Raw genomic sequence first — 14,839 nt, forward strand, 5'->3', positions numbered from 1 at the left:
CCGCGCAGTGACGGCACGATGCAGAAGGTGCAGGTGTTGTTGCAGCCGACCGAGATGGAAACCCAGCCCGCGTAGGCGGATTCGCGCTTGGCGGGGAGGGTGGACGGGAACGCCTCCAGCGACTCCAGGATCTCCACCTGGGCTTCCCTGTTGTGCCGCGCCCGCTCCAGCAGCACCGGCAGCGAACCGATGTTGTGGGTGCCGAAGACCACGTCCACCCACGGCGCCTTGCGCACCACGACGTCGCGGTCCTTCTGCGCCAGGCAGCCGCCCACGGCGATCTGCATGCCCGGATGGCCCGCCTTGATCGGCGCGAGGTGCCCGAGCGTGCCGTAGAGCTTGTTGTCGGCGTTCTCACGCACCGCGCAGGTGTTGAAGACGACGAGGTCGGCCGTCGCGCCGGGCGCGGCCTTCACGTAGCCCGCGTCCTCCAGCAAACCCGACAAGCGTTCGGAATCGTGCACGTTCATCTGGCAACCGAAGGTGCGGACCTCGTAACTGCGTGCTGTGCCCTCGGCGGGCGCGGGAGACAACACTGCCTGTCCGATCGAATCCACCCGTCCAGGGTACGGGGCGGCCTCCGGTGGCTTTCGCGGGCATCGACGCAGGCTCGGGGCGGTCCACCGCCGACGACGGAGGAACCGCGAAGTTACGCGCACATGTCGAATCGGCGTGGCGAGAGGGTGTGTCGCCGAAAGTCGGGCAAATTTCCGATTTTTGCCTAAGGTCATGACCATGACCGACGACGACGCCGCGCCCGCCACGACCGGGGACGCCTCTGCCGGGGCCGTCAACGCCGCCACCAGCGGCCCACCGATGATCTTGATGCGCAAAGTGGACAAACACTTCGGCGACCTGCACGTACTCAAGGACATCAACCTCGAGGTCCCCAAAGGGCAGGTCGTCATCGTGCTGGGCCCCTCGGGATCCGGCAAGTCGACGCTGTGTCGCACCATCAACCGGCTGGAGCCGATCGATTCCGGTGACATCGCCATCGACGGTGTCCCGCTGCCCGCCGAGGGCCGCGCGCTGGCCGCGCTCCGCGCCGACGTCGGCATGGTCTTCCAGTCCTTCAATCTCTTCGCGCACAAGACGATCCTCGAGAACGTCGTGCTCGCGCCGGTCAAGGTCCGCAAGATCAAGAAGGACGCCGCCCGCGCCCGCGCCATGGAGCTGCTCGACCGGGTCGGCATCGCCGATCAGGCCGACAAGTACCCGGCGCAGCTGTCCGGCGGCCAGCAGCAGCGCGTCGCCATCGCCAGGGCGCTGGCGATGAACCCGAAGGTGATGCTGTTCGACGAGCCGACCTCCGCGCTGGACCCGGAGATGGTCAACGAGGTGCTCGAGGTCATGGTCTCGCTGGCCAAGGACGGGATGACGATGCTGGTCGTCACCCACGAGATGGGCTTCGCGCGCCGCGCGGGGAATCGGGTGCTGTTCATGGCCGACGGCCAGGTGGTGGAGGACGCGACGCCGGACACCTTCTTCACCGCCCCGAAGTCCGAGCGAGCGAAGGATTTCCTGGGCAAGATCTTGAGCCACTGACCTGCCGGACACAGCGGCCAGCACACCCACTGGATAGGGAGAAGGAACTCGATGAGGATCAATCGCGCTCTGCGCATCGGTGTCGGGGCGATCGCCCTGACACTCGCCGCCGCGACAGCCACCGCGTGTGGCGGCGGCGGCGACAAGTCCGCCCTGGATCACGCCAAGGACGGCAAGCTCACCATCGGCATCAAGTTCGACCAGCCGGGCCTGGGCCTGCGGAACAAGGACGGGTCCTACAGCGGCTTCGACGTCGAAGTGGCCAAGTACGTCGCCGGGAAACTGGGTGTGCAGCCGAACGACATCACGTTCAAGGAAGCGCCGTCGCCGCAGCGTGAGACCCTGATCGAGAACGGACAGGTCGACTACATCGTCGCCACCTACTCGATCAACGACAAGCGCAAGGAGAAGGTCGACTTCGCCGGTCCGTACTACGTCGCGGGACAGTCGCTGCTGGTGCGCGCCGACAACACCGACATCAACGGCCCGGACAACCTGAAGGGCAAGAAGGTCTGCTCGGTGAAGGGCTCCACCCCAGCCCAGAACATCGAGAAGAACTTCCCCGACACGCAGTTGCAGACCAACGACACCTACTCGCTCTGCCTCGAGGGCCTGCGCGCCGGATCCTGGGACGCGGTGACCACCGACGACATCATCCTGGCCGGTTACGCGGCGCAGAGCAGCGGCGCGTTCAAGGTGGTCGGCAAGCCGTTCACCACCGAGAACTACGGCATCGGGTCGAAGAAGGGCGACAAGGAACTGCGCGACAAGATCAACGACGCGATCGAGGCGATGATCGCCGACGGTTCCTGGAAGAAGGCGTTCGACTCGACCGTCGGCGCCTCGGGCTACCAGGCCCCGCAGCCGCCGACGGTGAACCGGTACTGAGCGTCCGCACCGTTCGCCTCAGCACGGGTGGCCCGTCCCCGACCGGGCCGGGCCACCCGCCGCACCTCCCCTGACCATCGCGACCCGATCGGAGGAACGCGTCCGCCGTGTTCGACCTGATCTCGAGGTACGACAGCCAAATCCTCGAAGCCTTCTGGGTGACCATCCAGCTGACCGTGCTGTCCGCGGTCGGCGCGCTGATCCTCGGCACCGTCGTCGCGGCGCTGCGCGTGTCCCCCGTGCCGGTCGCCCGCTGGGTCGGCACCGCCTACGTCACCATCTTCCGCAATACTCCGCTCACGCTGATCATCGTGTTCATGTCGCTGGGCCTCTACACGACGATGGGCTGGCGCCTCGCCGGTGAGGGCCCGAACTCGCTGGCCCAGAACAACTTCCGCTTCGCGGTCGTCGGCCTGAGCATCTACACCGCCTCCTTCGTCTGCGAGTCGCTGCGCGCGGGCATCAACACCGTGCCGATGGGCCAGTCCGAGGCGGGCCGCTCGCTCGGATTCGGCTTCCTGCAGAACCTGCGGTTGGTCGTGCTGCCGCAAGCCTTCCGCTCGGTGATCGCCCCGCTGGGCAGCGTGCTGATCGCGCTGACCAAGAACTCCACCATCGCCTCGGCGATCGGCGTCGCCGAAGCGGCGACCCTGATGGCGGAGATGACCGAGACCGAGGCCGCGGTGCTGGCGATCGGCGCGATCTTCGCGCTCGGCTTCGTGATCCTGACCCTGCCGACCGGCCTGTTCTTCGGCTGGCTGGCCAAGAAATACGAGGTGTCCCGATGAGCGCAGGCGCTTCGGTCCTGTTCGACGCGCCGGGCCCGAAGGCGAGGCTGCGCAACAACGTCTACTCGCTGCTGGTCGTGGTCGCCGTGGCCGCGACGGGCTGGGTGCTCTATCGCGGTTTCGCCGACAAGGGGCAGTTCACCGCGGAGAAGTGGAAGCCGTTCCTGGAGGCGGAGGTCTGGTCGACCTACCTGCTGCCCGGTCTGCGCGGCACCGTCGTCGCCGCGCTGCTGTCCATCGTGTTCGCGCTGATCATCGGCATGATCTTCGGCGTCTTGCGGCTGTCGGACCATCGCGTGGTGCGCTGGGTCGCGGGCACCGTCGTCGAGGTGGCGCGCGCCATCCCCGTGCTGATCCTGATGATCTTCCTGTTCGCGGTGTACTCCCAGTACGACGTGTTCCAGTCCGAGGATCTCGCGCTCGCCGCGGTGGTCACGGCGCTGACCGTCTACAACGGCTCGGTCATCGCGGAGATCGTGCGCGCGGGCATCCGCTCGCTGCCGAAGGGGCAGACCGAGGCGGCCGTCGCGCTGGGCATGCGCAAGAACCAGCTGATGCGGTTGATCCTGCTGCCGCAGGCGATCACGGCCATGCTGCCCGCGCTGGTCTCACAGATGGTGGTCGCGCTCAAGGACTCGGCGCTGGGCTACCAGATCACCTACGTCGAAATCGTGCGCTCCGGCCAGCAACTCGGCGCGGCCGAACAGAACACGATTCCGGCGCTGATCGTCATCGCGATCGTCATGATCGCGCTCAACAGCGCGCTGACGCTGGTGGCGACCAGGCTGGAACGGCGGCTGCGGGCGCGCAAGCGCGGAAAGGGCGGCGGCGCTGTCCTCGCCGCGGACTCGGTCATCACCGATGCCGCGCCCGGCGTCGACCTCGGCCAGAAGCCCTGAGCCGGGCTGCGGAAACCTTGCCGCGCAAGCGAACTGGTTAGCGCGCGGCAATTCCGCACGGGCCGGAGTGTTGTGCTCGAGCTGAGCGCAACACTCGTGCCCTCGGCGGCGTCCCGTCAATCTCGTAGGCATACGCCGATCCCCGGTATTCGACCGGTGGGACGGTCATCAGCGCGTCATACCTGCGGGAGTTGATCGATGACCAGCCGTACCTCCGACCTTCTCTTCGACGAGTCCTTCTCCTTCCCCGGCGAACTGCGCCACCCCGGGAACGCGGGCCCCGCACGGGTCGCGGTGATCGGCGCGGGTGCGAGCGGTCTGGCCGCCGCCTACGAGCTGCAACGCCACGGTCTGGACGTGACCGTCTATGAGCGCACGGCACGTCCCGGTGGGCGGGTCCGCACCTGGCGGTTCTGGGACGGCACCCACGGTGAACTCGGTGCGATGCGGATCCCGGGCAACCATCACTGCACGCTGCACTACGTCGACGAGTTCGGCTTGGCCACCAGGCCTTTCGTCAACGCGAATCCGGATGCGTACTACCTGCTGCGGGGCCGTCGGGTGCGCAGGTCCCAGGTGGAACAGGTGCTGCCCGCCTACCAGCTGGACGAGGCCGAGCGCACCGACCCGCTACTGGTGCTCGAGCGGCTGCTGCGCGCCGCCTGGCAGGGTCTCGGCGATCATCGGCGCAAGGCCCTGCTGGCCGGTGACGTGGCCGACCCGGAGCTGGACCGGCTCGCGGCGACCTCGCTGTGGCAGTTCACCCGGCAACGCCTCTCGCCGGACGCCTGGGATCTGATCGGGCATGCCAGCGGACTGCTGCACTACGAGCACGCCTCGCTGCTGGAAGTGCTCGTGGATTACTTCGGGTTGTTCAATGTCGACCAACTGGAGCTGGTGGACGGCACCGATGCGCTCATCCGCGGTTTCACCGACGCGTTGCGCCCAGGCAGCCTGCGGCTGGCCACCCGCATCACCGAACTGCACGTCACCGGCGACGGCGTGCGGTTGCGCGGCGAGCGGCACGGCGCGGCGTTCACCGACGAAGTCGACTTCGTGATCTGCGCGGTACCCGCGCCCGGCCTGGATCAGATCGACATCTCCCCCGCGCTGCCCGCGCCCCAGCGGCAGGCGATCCGCGGCATCAGCTACGCCAGCAGCACGAAGACCCTCGTCCACGTCCGTGCGCGGCACTGGGAGCACGTCGACGGGATCTTCGGCGGCGGCAGCTTCACCGATCTGCCGATCCAGCAGGTGTGGTACCCGTCCGACAACGCCCGGCTCGCCCCCGAGTCGGCCCGCTGGAGTGCGGCGGATCCCGAGCGCTCGCACGCACCGGCCGTGCTCACCGCGGCCTACCTGTGGGAGAACAACGCCCGGCGGTTCGCGGCGCTGCCCGAGAGCGACCGCACCAGAATTGTGCTCGCCTCGCTCGAACAGCTGCATCCCGGCCTGACCGCCGTCGTCGACGACGTCGTGCACTGGACCTGGGACGAGCAGGTCGGCATCGGCGGCGGGGCGTTCGCCTACTTGGCGCCGGGACAGCACGCGCGCTACCTCGCGGAAATCGGCGCACCGCATCCGCATCCGGCGCCGCGGGTGTTCTTCGCAGGCGAGCATCTCTCGGTCGCGCACGCCTGGATCCAAGGCGCGCTGCAATCGGCGCTGGAGTCGGTGCGCCACGTGCTGGATCAGGTGAGCGTGCCGCGTGCGGCTTGATCGCGCGACCTGGGTGCTCGCCTCGGTGAGCACCGTGTGGGGCGCCAGCTACACGGTCACCGGCTGGGGTCTGCGCGAACTGGACGTGGTGACCTTCAACGCGATCCGCTTCGCCGCGGCCGCGCCACTGCTGCTGGTCCTCGCGTGCGCCGTGGAGGGCAGGCCCGCCATCGCGAGCCGGTGGTGGCCGCGGCTGGCGCTGTCGGCCGCGATCGGCATCGTGGCGTATCAGCTGGCCTTCAGCGCCGCGGTGGCGCTCACCACGGTCACCGAGTCCGCCATCCTGATCGCTTTGTCGCCGTTCTGGACCGCGCTGCTCGCGCGGCTGAGCGGTGAGCCCGTCCGCGCCGCCGTGCTGATCGGCGCGGGCGTGGCGATGGCAGGCGTGGTCCTGGTCGTCCTCGGCCGCGAGGCGGGCCACGCGGCGCCGAACCGCGCGCTCGGGGATCTGGCCGCTTTGGTCGCGTCCGCGCTGTGGGGCGCCTACCCGGTCGTCACCCGTCCCTTGCTGGTCGACCACAGCCCCCTGCGGGTGACGGCGTGGGCTTCGGTGATCGGCGCCGCGATACTGCTGCCCGCGGCGTCCGCACTGGGACCGCCGCGCGATGTGCAGGAGATTTCTGGAACGACCCTGGTCTCGCTGGCCTTTTCCGTGCTCGCCGTGACCATTTACGGCCTCGTGGCGTGGTACTGGGGCGTGCGGCGGGTGGGGTCGGCGCAAACGATGGTCTTCATGTTCGCGGTGCCGGTGGCGGCGGCGGTGTTCGCCGTCGCGGCCGGCACAGAACGCGTCACCTGGCCGCAGGTCGCCGGTGCGGGGCTCGTGCTCGCGGCATTGACCTGTAGCCAACGCAATCCGAAAGTCCTCGACACAGGAGTAGGAAATGACGGTTACCACGACCTCGATCACGCTGGAACGCGCGACGCTCATCGTTAGCGAGGCGCTGGCCTACGGCGCCGCGCACGGGTTCGACCCGCTCACGGTGGCGGTTCTGGATCCCGGCGGCCATCTCGTCGCGTTACAACGCCAGGACGGCTCCGGCATCCTGCGACCACAGATCGCGATCGCCAAGGCCTGGGGCGTGCTCGGCCTCGGCGTCTCCAACCGCGAGATCGCCCGCCGCGCGGCGGCCGCGCCGACCTTCTTCACGTCGGTGGCCGCGCTCGCCGAAGGGCGCATCCTCGATGTCCCCGGCGGTGTCTTCATCCGGGACGCGGCGGGCTCGATTCTCGGCGCGGTCGGTTCGACTGGGGCCACGACCTCCTTGGAGGACGAACGCGCCGCCGTGGCGGGTATCGAGGCCGCCGGTCTATCCGCGGATACAGGAGAGGTGTAGACCGACGATGCCGCACCCGAAACCCGCGCAGCGTTGCACCTCCGCCGCAGCGGTACGAAGGGCACAGACCTCGACCGCCGCGGGCCGGGCCCCGATCGGCTGTCCGAGCAGCGACAATCAGCAAACCGATCGAAAACGCCGTAGTCGCCCGCGTTTTCGCTAGCACGGCGGCTGCGCCGGGCCGTACCCGAGCAGTAGCCGCACACCGACCATCCGTATCCCGCACAGCCGACCGGCGTGGAGCGCAGTTGTGAGCGGGATAGGGCTTCCCCCACCGGGCCGGATCCGGTCGGCGCCAACCGTGCGCGCTCCCCCGCACGACCGCACATCGCTTCGGCAGCGGTGTGCCGATTCCGGTGAGATCGGTACCGCCGACGAACTCCCACCAACTCGCGCGGTTCGACTGCCGCCGGTATACGACAACGCCTCGAACTGGTGGAGCACGGCTCCCGATCGCCGGGAGCCGCATGGGCGAGTTCAGTCGATGGTCTCGTCGAGGTCGCCCTCGAACCCCTGATCGGCCAGTTCGGCCTTGACCACCCGATACGCCGTGGACTGACCGTAGCCACGGCGGGCGAGCATGCCGACGAGGCGGCGAATCATCTTGTCCCGGTCCAGATCTCGCGGCAGAGAGCGCAATTTGCGGCGGACCAGCTCGGCGGCGCGGGTTTCCTCGTCGTCGGTGGTGATGGCGTCGAGGGCGGCCACGGCATCCGATTGTGCGACGCCCTTGCGCCGAAGTTCTTGCGCGAGCGCCTGCTTGCCCTTACCGGAGAAGGTGTGCCGAGAGTGCACCCATTGCTCGGCGAAGGCGGCGTCGTCGACGAGACCCACTTCGCCGAGGCGATCGAGCGCCCGTTCGCTCACTTCGGCCGAGTACCCCTTGGCGGCCAGACGCTGAGCCAGCTCGGCACGGCTGCGGGCACGAACGGCGAGCAATCGGAGACACGCCTCCTTCGCCTGTTCGACCGTTCCGGCTTCGGATCCGGCCGCTCCCGGATCGGCCGTTGGTCCTTCGGTGAGACCGGAGTCGGCCGTGGGCGAGCCGATACGCGCCCGCGCACCCCGGGGACCACGACGGGACCCAGCCGGGCGCGCCCGCTGCGGATCGGACGCGCCCGGCCGAGTTCCCATGGTGTCCGGCGCAACCGAACCACCTTCGGCCCTCCGGACGAGCTCGGCGTCCTGTCCGCAGGACCGGGCGCCGTCTGGCGGACCGGAAGCGGACAAGAGTTCTTCCAGCCGACGCCGCATCTCCTGCACCGCGTCGGCCCGTGGCCGCCCGGAATCGGCCGGAGCCGTTCCGGGCGAGCGACGGCTGTGCGTCGGCTCAGAAATCGGCGGGCACCTCTGCGGCCGCATCGGCCGTCACGTCGGCGCCGATGCCGAGCTTCTCCTTGATCTTCTTCTCGATCTCGTCGCGGACGTCGACGTTCTCCAGCAGGAACTTGCGGGCGTTCTCCTTGCCCTGGCCGAGCTGATCGCCCTCGTAGGTGTACCAGGAGCCGGACTTGCGGATGAAGCCCTGCTCGACACCCATGTCGATGAGCGAGCCCTCCTTGGAGATACCGTGCCCGTAGAGGATGTCGAACTCGGCCTGCTTGAACGGCGGGGAGACCTTGTTCTTCACGACCTTCACGCGGGTGCGGTTGCCCACCGCGTCGCTGCCGTCCTTGAGCGTCTCGATGCGGCGCACGTCCAGGCGCACCGACGCGTAGAACTTCAACGCCTTGCCGCCGGTGGTGGTCTCCGGCGAGCCGAACATCACGCCGATCTTCTCGCGCAGCTGGTTGATGAAGATCGCGGTGGTGCCGGAATTGTTCAGCGCGCTGGTCATCTTGCGCAGCGCCTGGCTCATCAGGCGGGCCTGCAGACCGACGTGGCTGTCGCCCATCTCGCCCTCGATCTCGGCGCGCGGCACCAGCGCGGCCACCGAGTCGATGACGATGATGTCGATGGCGCCGGAGCGCACCAGCATGTCGGCGATCTCCAGCGCCTGCTCACCCGTGTCGGGCTGGGAGACCAGCAGCGCGTCGGTGTCGACGCCCAGCTTGCGGGCGTAGTCCGGATCGAGCGCGTGCTCGGCGTCGATGAACGCCGCCACGCCGCCCGCGGCCTGCGCGTTGGCCACCGCGTGCAGCGCCACGGTGGTCTTACCCGAGGATTCGGGGCCGTAGATCTCGACGATGCGGCCGCGCGGCAGGCCGCCGATGCCCAGCGCCACGTCGAGCGCGATCGAGCCGGTGGGGATCACCGAGATGGGCTGGCGCGCCTCCTCGCCGAGGCGCATGACGGCGCCCTTGCCGAAGCTCTTCTCCACCTGGGCCAGCGCGAGTTCGAGCGCCTTGTCCCGGTCGTACGCCTGTGGTGCCATGGTCCTGCTCCCCTTTTCGACGGGTAAGTCTCGTTCTGTGGTTGGCGCCTACAGTAGAGCGCGGCACCGACAAGTTCTGGCGACCAGCCTAGACGAACAGGTGTTCGAGTCAAGCGACGCGCCCGGCGCGCAGCGCACCGCTCGCGCCCTCTCCGGCGAACGCCGCGCGATCAGCGCACCAGGGCGATCCGGTCGGTGTCCAGCAGCGTCTGCGCCTGTTTGAGCACGCGCAGGGAAGGAGTCACTTCCACGTCGGTGATCCCGTCCAGCGCGCCGAGGCGCTCGGTCACGTACCGGTAGAGATCCGCGGTGTCGCGGCAGATGATCGAAGCGAACACATTGGACGGCCCGGTGGTGGCGGCGACGAACACGATCTCCTGGTGCGTCGCCAGCGCGCGCCCCACCGCGTCCAGATCGGCGGGCCGCACGCGCAGCCAGAGCGCGCCGCGCACGCCGTAGCCCATCCGCTCGATCGCGAAATCGACGTCGAAGTACAGCACGCCCGCCGCGGTGAGCTCGGCCATGCGCCGCGCGACTCGCGGCGCTGTCCACCCGGTTTCGGCCGCGAGCTGGGCGTACGGAGCGCGCCCGTCCCGGCCGAGCAGCGTGAGCATCGCCTCGTCGGCCGCCGAAAGGTGCACCGGTGCTTCCGGTCCCGCGTCCGCGGTCCGGGGCCGGGCGGGGCCGAGTGCGTCGAGCTGGGCGGCGGTGAGCAGGTGCCGATAGCGCGGCCACTCCTCGTCGAGCGGAAAACGATGGATGACCTCGTACGCGGTCAGCGCCAGCACTTGCGGGGCGCGCGGCAGGATCTGCAACAGCAGCGCGTCGCGCCGCTCGATCGAGCGCGGCCTGCCCACGCAGGTCACCTCGGAGCCGGTGGACAGCAGGGTCACCCAGCTCAGATCCGGGAACCGGGACAGGGATTCGGCCAGCCGCAGCGCTTTGTCCGGTGTCGATTTCAAGCGCAGCACCCAGCGCGCGTGACCGAGCGGCGCCGCGTTCACCTGTCCGGCCACGTGCAGGATGCCGCATTGCCGCAGTGCGCGGTAGCGCCGCGCCACCGTCTGCTCGGAGACGCCGAGAGCGCCGCCCAGCCGGGCGAACGGCATCCGGGCGTCGTGAACCAGCGCGTGCACGATCTGTTTGTCCAGGACATCCAGATCGGAAGATTCCCTCGGGCCATCGTCGCGCACAGGAGGAATCTAACGCAATTACCGCTGTGGCTAGGGGGATCCGTCCGATTGCCGCACGCTTGGCGTCGAAATCATTCGAATCCGCCGTGGAGGCTCCCGTGAGGAAATGGCTCCCCCTGTTCGCCGCGTGCCTCGGCACGCTGATGCTGCTCATCGACGTCACCATCGTGAACGTCGCCCTGCCGGATATCGCCGCCGATCTGGACACCGGATTGTCCGGCTTGCAGTGGATGGTGGACGGCTACGCCTTGGCGCTGGCGGCGCTGCTGCTGGTGCTCGGCTCGCTCGCCGACCGGGTCGGTGCGAAGCACGCCTACCTGGCCGGACTGGTCGTCTTCGCGATCGCGTCGCTCGGGTGCGGCGTCGCCGAGAACGCGGCGGCGCTCGTCGCGGCGCGGGCGCTGCAAGGCGTCGGCGGCGCGGCCATGTTCGCCACCACGCTGTCGCTGCTGCACGCCACCTACACCGGCCGTGACCGCGGCGTCGCCTTCGGCGTCTGGGGCGCGGTGTCCGGTGCGGCGGCGGGCATCGGAGTGGTGCTCGGCGGCGTGCTCACCGAGGCGCTGTCGTGGCGCTGGATCTTCTTCGTCAACCTGCCCATCGCCGTGCTGGCGATCGGGCTGACCGCCACCGTGTTCCCGCCCGTCCAGCGGCGGGTGGGCCGAGCGGTGGACCTGCCGGGCATGCTGGCCTTCGCGACCGCGGCGACGGCGGTCACCTACGGTGTCATCCGCGGCGGCGAGCACGGCTGGACGGACGCGGCCGCGGTGACGGCGTTCGCGCTGGGCGCTGCCGCGACCGCGATCTTCGGCTGGGTCGAAGCGCGCGGCGCCGCACCGATGTTCCCCTTGGCACTGCTGCGCAACCGCGATTTCGGCGCGACCCTGTTCGGCGCGTCCGGACAGACGTTCGCCGCGTTCGCGAGCACTCCCCTGGTCTCGCTGTGGCTGCAACAGCAACTGCGCATGTCGCCCCTGCACGCGGGTCTGGCGATGCTCCCGATGGCCGCGACCGCGTTCGTGGTGGCGGGCGCCTTCGGTCGGCTGCTGCACGATGTCGCGCCGAAATGGACCATCGGCGCGGGGTTGGTGGTGGTCGGCCTGGGCAGTTGGCTGCTGATGATCGTCGGCGCCGAGTCCTCCTGGGTCGCGCTGATCCCGGGATTCGTGGTGATCGGCATCGGGATCGGCGTCAACGCGCCCGCGCTGGTCTCGGTCGGCATGGCGGCGGTCGCCCCGGAGCAAGCGGGCACCGCCGCGGGTGCGGTGAACACTGCCCGGCAACTGGGCCTCGCGCTCGGCGTCGCGGTGCTCGGCACCGTCTTCCGCGGGGTGGCCGACGCCGCGCAGCCGATGACGTCGCCGCACTTCGTCGCCGGGCTCGACGCGGCGTTCGGCATCGCGGCGGCGGTGGGCATCGGATTCGGACTGGTCGCGTTCGGACTGTTCCACCGGAAGCGCGCCGACGCCGGATCGCCCGAAGCCGAGCGGCAGGCCGTCGCCGCCTGATCGCGATCCAGCACGAAGAGACGGCGGCGTCCCGGACGGGCGCCGCCGTTTCCCGTGCCCCGGCGGCCCTAACGCTGCGGCAGTACCGACTCGTCACCAGGCTCGCGTGGCCCGAAGATGCGCCGCTCGGATTCCCCGATCGGGACATCGTTGATGCTGGCCTCACGCCGGGACATCAGCCCGTCCGGCGCGAACTCCCATTGCTCGTTGCCGTAGCTGCGGAACCACCGGCCGGACTCGTCGTGCCATTCGTACTGGAACCGCACGGCGATGCGGTTGCCGTGGAAGGCCCATAGATCCTTGCGCAGCGCGTAGCCGTTCTCGATGGACCACTTCCTGGTGAGGAACTCGACGATGGCGTCACGGCCGGTGAAGAACTCGTCGCGATTGCGCCACACCGAATCTTCGGTGTACGCGGCGGCGACCCGTTCGGGATCGCGCGTGTTCCAGGCGTTTTCCGCAGCCCGCACCTTGGCTTCGGCGGATTCCGCGTCGAACGGGGGTAGCGGAGGTCGCATGGGACAACTCCTTTTCTCGAAGTCTCAGGGATTCACGGGAGAAAGTTCGGCAGGGCCCCATCGCAGCGCTCCCGTGGATCGCTCGACCACCTCTTCGATGGTGAAATCGAGGGAGCACTGCGCGCCCGCCGTGAAGGTCTCGGCTGCCCAGACCAACTCGGCCGTGCCGGTGAGCTGCAACGTGGCGCCCGTGGACCAGTCCGGGATCAGGATCCCGCAGCGGGGGTTGACCGCGAGGTTGCCGAGCGTCATGAACATCGAATTGCCCCGATAGTCCGGCCAGCGCAGCCGCGTGGGCGAGAGCACTTGCAGGAAGCCGGGATTCCCGCCGCGATGCGAGGCGTCGGCGTTGCCTTCCTCGTCCGCGGTCGCGACGAAGAACGTGTCGGCCGAGGCGATCGCGGACCGCTGCTCGGCATCCAATTCGGCACCGCGACGCACCGCGGGCGTCGTAGCGCCGGGCGTGTAGCTCGCGACGTCCCGCCGGGAGATGTACTTGGGACAGTTCGAGTACACCTGATCGGTGACTATGCGCACGCCCGCGTCCTCCGGCGCGGACCTCCCATTGACGCGCATCCGCCTGCGCCGCTGCGGTTGCAGGGCGATCATGCCGACGCGAGACCTGCGGGTCAGCGCTTCGTGCAGCGGGTCGGCGGCAGCGGGCATGGTGCCGATCGAAATGGTCCGGTCGTCCACCGCTCGGACGAATCCCGGCTGCCCGACCAGCTCGCTCGCCCACAGCCTGCCCGCCGCGTCGGCGGCGGCGAGCACCACCATCCGTTGTTCGGCCAGGAAATCGGCCGCGACCGCGGGGATATCGGCGCGGATCATGCGACCGACCCGTCCGGCGATGTCCGCCTGCCCCATCCGGCGCTGCACGGCGACCTCCCCGCGGTGGAACGCCTCCATCGCGATACTCCCTTCGCTACGCGGCCGGATCAGAAGAAGCCGCAGGTCGGTGCCGCACCGCTGGGCGCGGGAGCGGATTCCGCGCCACTGGGCGCGTACACCTCCAGCCGGATGCCGTCGGGATCGGTGAAGAAGATCCCACCGGAGGCGACGCCCTCGCCGTGCGCCACCACGCCGTCGTGGGCGAAGGTGACCGAGAGTTCACGCAGCACCCGTTCCACCGCGCGTACCTCGTCGATGCTGTCGACCTGGAACGAAAGATGATGCAGCCCAGGCGTTTCGGTGGAAAACGCGCCGCCGCTCTGCTGCCACAGCGTGACCACCAGCTTGCCGTCGCGACCGAGGAAGGCCCAACGGCGCTGCTCGTCGGCGCTCGCGGCGAGCTGTTCGAAACCAAGGGCCCGACGGTAGAAGTCCACCGAACGATCCAGATCCGAGACGTTCAGGCCGATGTGCCCGGTGCTGAGCTGAGGCGCGGCAACCGTGATCATGAGTTCCTCCTCGGAAGATTCAACCGCCTTATGCGGTTTCACTGGTTAGAACGTACCGACCCGGGAACAATGGTGTCAACCATCTAAATAATTTTCAACGGTTAGAAAGGAGGTGACGGCCGTGGACGACGGCGCCCACTCGGTACCCTCGGGCATGCCCGATCCACGCCCCCACCTCGGTGAACCCCTGGCGCTCGATCTGCTGAACACGAGATGGATCGAGCACGGACCACAGGACCTGCTCACCGATGTCACCGGCCTGCACACCTGGCTGGCGTCCGCGGGCCTCACCGATCGCGCGACCGCCGACGAAGCCACCTTGAACGCGGTGCTGACCGCCCGGACCGCCATCTACGACGTGGTGGTGCACGCTTCCCCTGCCGGACTCAACGACGTGCTGGAACACGGCCGCGTCCGCCGCGCGCTCACCGCGTCCGGGCCCGCCGACCTGGTGGACGTCCCGGAGCAAGCTTGGTTGCCCGGCTGGCTGGCTGCCGACAATCTGCTGGAGCTGCTGCGCACCGCACCCGATCGGATCCGCCAATGCGCGCATCCGGAGTGCGTGCTGTTCTTCTACGACACCTCGAAGAACGGAACCCGCCGCTGGCACTCCATGGCCACCTGCGGCAACCGCACCAAAGCGGCGCGGCACTACGCGCGAAAGCCCTGA

At 69.0% G+C, this 14,839-nt stretch carries 15 protein-coding genes and 1 pseudogene; 9 read left to right on the top strand and 7 right to left on the bottom strand.

Features of this window, described 5'->3' with window-relative positions:
* Window positions 1–470, bottom strand: a pseudogene (locus ACIA5H_RS14725) (tRNA (N6-isopentenyl adenosine(37)-C2)-methylthiotransferase MiaB); the annotation flags it as partial.
* 346 nt (window positions 471–816) lie between these two features.
* On the opposite strand from ACIA5H_RS14725, the gene ACIA5H_RS14730 reads away from it, so the two are divergent.
* The 7 genes from ACIA5H_RS14730 to ACIA5H_RS14760 all read left to right on the top strand — a co-directional run bounded on the left by ACIA5H_RS14730 (window position 817) and on the right by ACIA5H_RS14760 (window position 7,176).
* Window positions 817–1,545, top strand: a complete 729-nt coding sequence (locus ACIA5H_RS14730; protein ID WP_379251568.1) for an amino acid ABC transporter ATP-binding protein — start codon at window positions 817–819, stop codon at window positions 1,543–1,545.
* A 51-nt stretch (window positions 1,546–1,596) separates the two neighbouring features.
* Complete coding sequence (locus ACIA5H_RS14735) at window positions 1,597–2,433, top strand: glutamate ABC transporter substrate-binding protein (protein ID WP_355070239.1); 837 nt, start codon at window positions 1,597–1,599, stop codon at window positions 2,431–2,433.
* A gap of 107 nt (window positions 2,434–2,540) precedes the next feature.
* A complete protein-coding gene (locus ACIA5H_RS14740) occupies window positions 2,541–3,221 on the top strand; it encodes an amino acid ABC transporter permease (RefSeq protein ID WP_355070237.1) in 681 nt (226 codons plus the stop codon).
* On the top strand, window positions 3,218–4,120 hold the full coding sequence (locus ACIA5H_RS14745; protein WP_356961487.1) for an amino acid ABC transporter permease: 903 nt from the start codon (window positions 3,218–3,220) through the stop codon (window positions 4,118–4,120). Before ACIA5H_RS14740 ends, ACIA5H_RS14745 begins: the two co-directional genes overlap by 4 nt.
* Window positions 4,121–4,318: 198 nt before the next feature.
* Window positions 4,319–5,839 carry an NAD(P)/FAD-dependent oxidoreductase gene (locus ACIA5H_RS14750; protein WP_355070233.1) on the top strand — a complete coding sequence of 507 codons (1,521 nt, stop codon included), beginning with the start codon at window positions 4,319–4,321 and terminating at the stop codon, window positions 5,837–5,839.
* Window positions 5,829–6,776: a DMT family transporter gene (locus ACIA5H_RS14755; protein ID WP_397076503.1), complete on the top strand. Its 948-nt coding sequence runs from the start codon at window positions 5,829–5,831 to the stop codon at window positions 6,774–6,776. The genes ACIA5H_RS14750 and ACIA5H_RS14755 overlap by 11 nt, the downstream gene beginning before the upstream one ends.
* Window positions 6,724–7,176, top strand: a complete 453-nt coding sequence (locus tag ACIA5H_RS14760; protein ID WP_379251271.1) for a heme-binding protein — start codon at window positions 6,724–6,726, stop codon at window positions 7,174–7,176. Before ACIA5H_RS14755 ends, ACIA5H_RS14760 begins: the two co-directional genes overlap by 53 nt.
* 477 nt (window positions 7,177–7,653) lie before the next feature.
* Here the strand turns inward: ACIA5H_RS14760 and recX are convergent, their stop codons facing one another.
* The 3 genes from recX to ACIA5H_RS14775 all read right to left on the bottom strand — a co-directional run bounded on the left by recX (window position 7,654) and on the right by ACIA5H_RS14775 (window position 10,743).
* A complete protein-coding gene (recX, locus tag ACIA5H_RS14765; RefSeq protein WP_397076505.1) occupies window positions 7,654–8,310 on the bottom strand; it encodes a recombination regulator RecX in 657 nt (218 codons plus the stop codon).
* Between the two features lie 196 nt (window positions 8,311–8,506).
* Window positions 8,507–9,550: a recombinase RecA gene (recA, locus tag ACIA5H_RS14770; RefSeq protein WP_039799269.1), complete on the bottom strand. Its 1,044-nt coding sequence runs from the start codon at window positions 9,548–9,550 to the stop codon at window positions 8,507–8,509.
* Window positions 9,551–9,720: 170 nt separating this feature from the next.
* Window positions 9,721–10,743 carry an Lrp/AsnC family transcriptional regulator gene (locus tag ACIA5H_RS14775; RefSeq protein ID WP_379251275.1) on the bottom strand — a complete coding sequence of 341 codons (1,023 nt, stop codon included), beginning with the start codon at window positions 10,741–10,743 and terminating at the stop codon, window positions 9,721–9,723.
* A gap of 98 nt (window positions 10,744–10,841) precedes the next feature.
* On the opposite strand from ACIA5H_RS14775, the gene ACIA5H_RS14780 reads away from it, so the two are divergent.
* Window positions 10,842–12,251: an MFS transporter gene (locus tag ACIA5H_RS14780; protein WP_397076508.1), complete on the top strand. Its 1,410-nt coding sequence runs from the start codon at window positions 10,842–10,844 to the stop codon at window positions 12,249–12,251.
* A gap of 68 nt (window positions 12,252–12,319) precedes the next feature.
* Here ACIA5H_RS14780 and ACIA5H_RS14785 read toward each other — a convergent pair whose 3' ends face one another.
* Genes ACIA5H_RS14785 through ACIA5H_RS14795 form a run of 3 tightly spaced genes read right to left on the bottom strand, consistent with a single transcriptional unit; the run spans window position 12,320 to window position 14,169 of the window.
* The gene (locus tag ACIA5H_RS14785; protein WP_355070223.1) at window positions 12,320–12,769 is read right to left on the bottom strand and encodes a nuclear transport factor 2 family protein; all 450 of its coding nucleotides are present in this window, start codon (window positions 12,767–12,769) and stop codon (window positions 12,320–12,322) included.
* A gap of 24 nt (window positions 12,770–12,793) precedes the next feature.
* Window positions 12,794–13,678 carry a pyridoxamine 5'-phosphate oxidase family protein gene (locus ACIA5H_RS14790; RefSeq protein WP_355070221.1) on the bottom strand — a complete coding sequence of 295 codons (885 nt, stop codon included), beginning with the start codon at window positions 13,676–13,678 and terminating at the stop codon, window positions 12,794–12,796.
* A gap of 29 nt (window positions 13,679–13,707) precedes the next feature.
* A complete protein-coding gene (locus ACIA5H_RS14795) occupies window positions 13,708–14,169 on the bottom strand; it encodes a VOC family protein (protein WP_397076511.1) in 462 nt (153 codons plus the stop codon).
* A 154-nt stretch (window positions 14,170–14,323) separates the two neighbouring features.
* Here ACIA5H_RS14795 and ACIA5H_RS14800 point away from each other — a divergent pair, with 154 nt between their 5' ends.
* Window positions 14,324–14,839, top strand: a complete 516-nt coding sequence (locus ACIA5H_RS14800; RefSeq protein ID WP_356962441.1) for a CGNR zinc finger domain-containing protein — start codon at window positions 14,324–14,326, stop codon at window positions 14,837–14,839.

It is taken from the genome of Nocardia sp. NPDC051900, assembly GCF_044452545.1.
Classification (GTDB): Bacteria; Actinomycetota; Actinomycetes; order Mycobacteriales; family Mycobacteriaceae; genus Nocardia; species Nocardia sichangensis.

Excerpts from the sequence above, each read along its gene's own strand:
- ACIA5H_RS14735 (WP_355070239.1), top strand. The coding sequence starts at position 1,597 with ATGAGGATCAATCGCGCTCTGCGCATCGGTGTCGGGGCGATCGCCCTG.
- ACIA5H_RS14745 (WP_356961487.1), top strand. The coding sequence starts at position 3,218 with ATGAGCGCAGGCGCTTCGGTCCTGTTCGACGCGCCGGGCCCGAAGGCG.
- ACIA5H_RS14785 (WP_355070223.1), bottom strand. The coding sequence starts at position 12,769 with ATGCGACCTCCGCTACCCCCGTTCGACGCGGAATCCGCCGAAGCCAAG.
- recA (WP_039799269.1), bottom strand. The coding sequence starts at position 9,550 with ATGGCACCACAGGCGTACGACCGGGACAAGGCGCTCGAACTCGCGCTG.
- ACIA5H_RS14790 (WP_355070221.1), bottom strand. The coding sequence starts at position 13,678 with ATGGAGGCGTTCCACCGCGGGGAGGTCGCCGTGCAGCGCCGGATGGGG.
- ACIA5H_RS14750 (WP_355070233.1), top strand. The coding sequence starts at position 4,319 with ATGACCAGCCGTACCTCCGACCTTCTCTTCGACGAGTCCTTCTCCTTC.
- ACIA5H_RS14730 (WP_379251568.1), top strand. The coding sequence starts at position 817 with ATGATCTTGATGCGCAAAGTGGACAAACACTTCGGCGACCTGCACGTA.
- ACIA5H_RS14800 (WP_356962441.1), top strand. The coding sequence starts at position 14,324 with ATGCCCGATCCACGCCCCCACCTCGGTGAACCCCTGGCGCTCGATCTG.
- recX (WP_397076505.1), bottom strand. The coding sequence starts at position 8,310 with ATGGGAACTCGGCCGGGCGCGTCCGATCCGCAGCGGGCGCGCCCGGCT.
- ACIA5H_RS14760 (WP_379251271.1), top strand. The coding sequence starts at position 6,724 with ATGACGGTTACCACGACCTCGATCACGCTGGAACGCGCGACGCTCATC.
- ACIA5H_RS14795 (WP_397076511.1), bottom strand. The coding sequence starts at position 14,169 with ATGATCACGGTTGCCGCGCCTCAGCTCAGCACCGGGCACATCGGCCTG.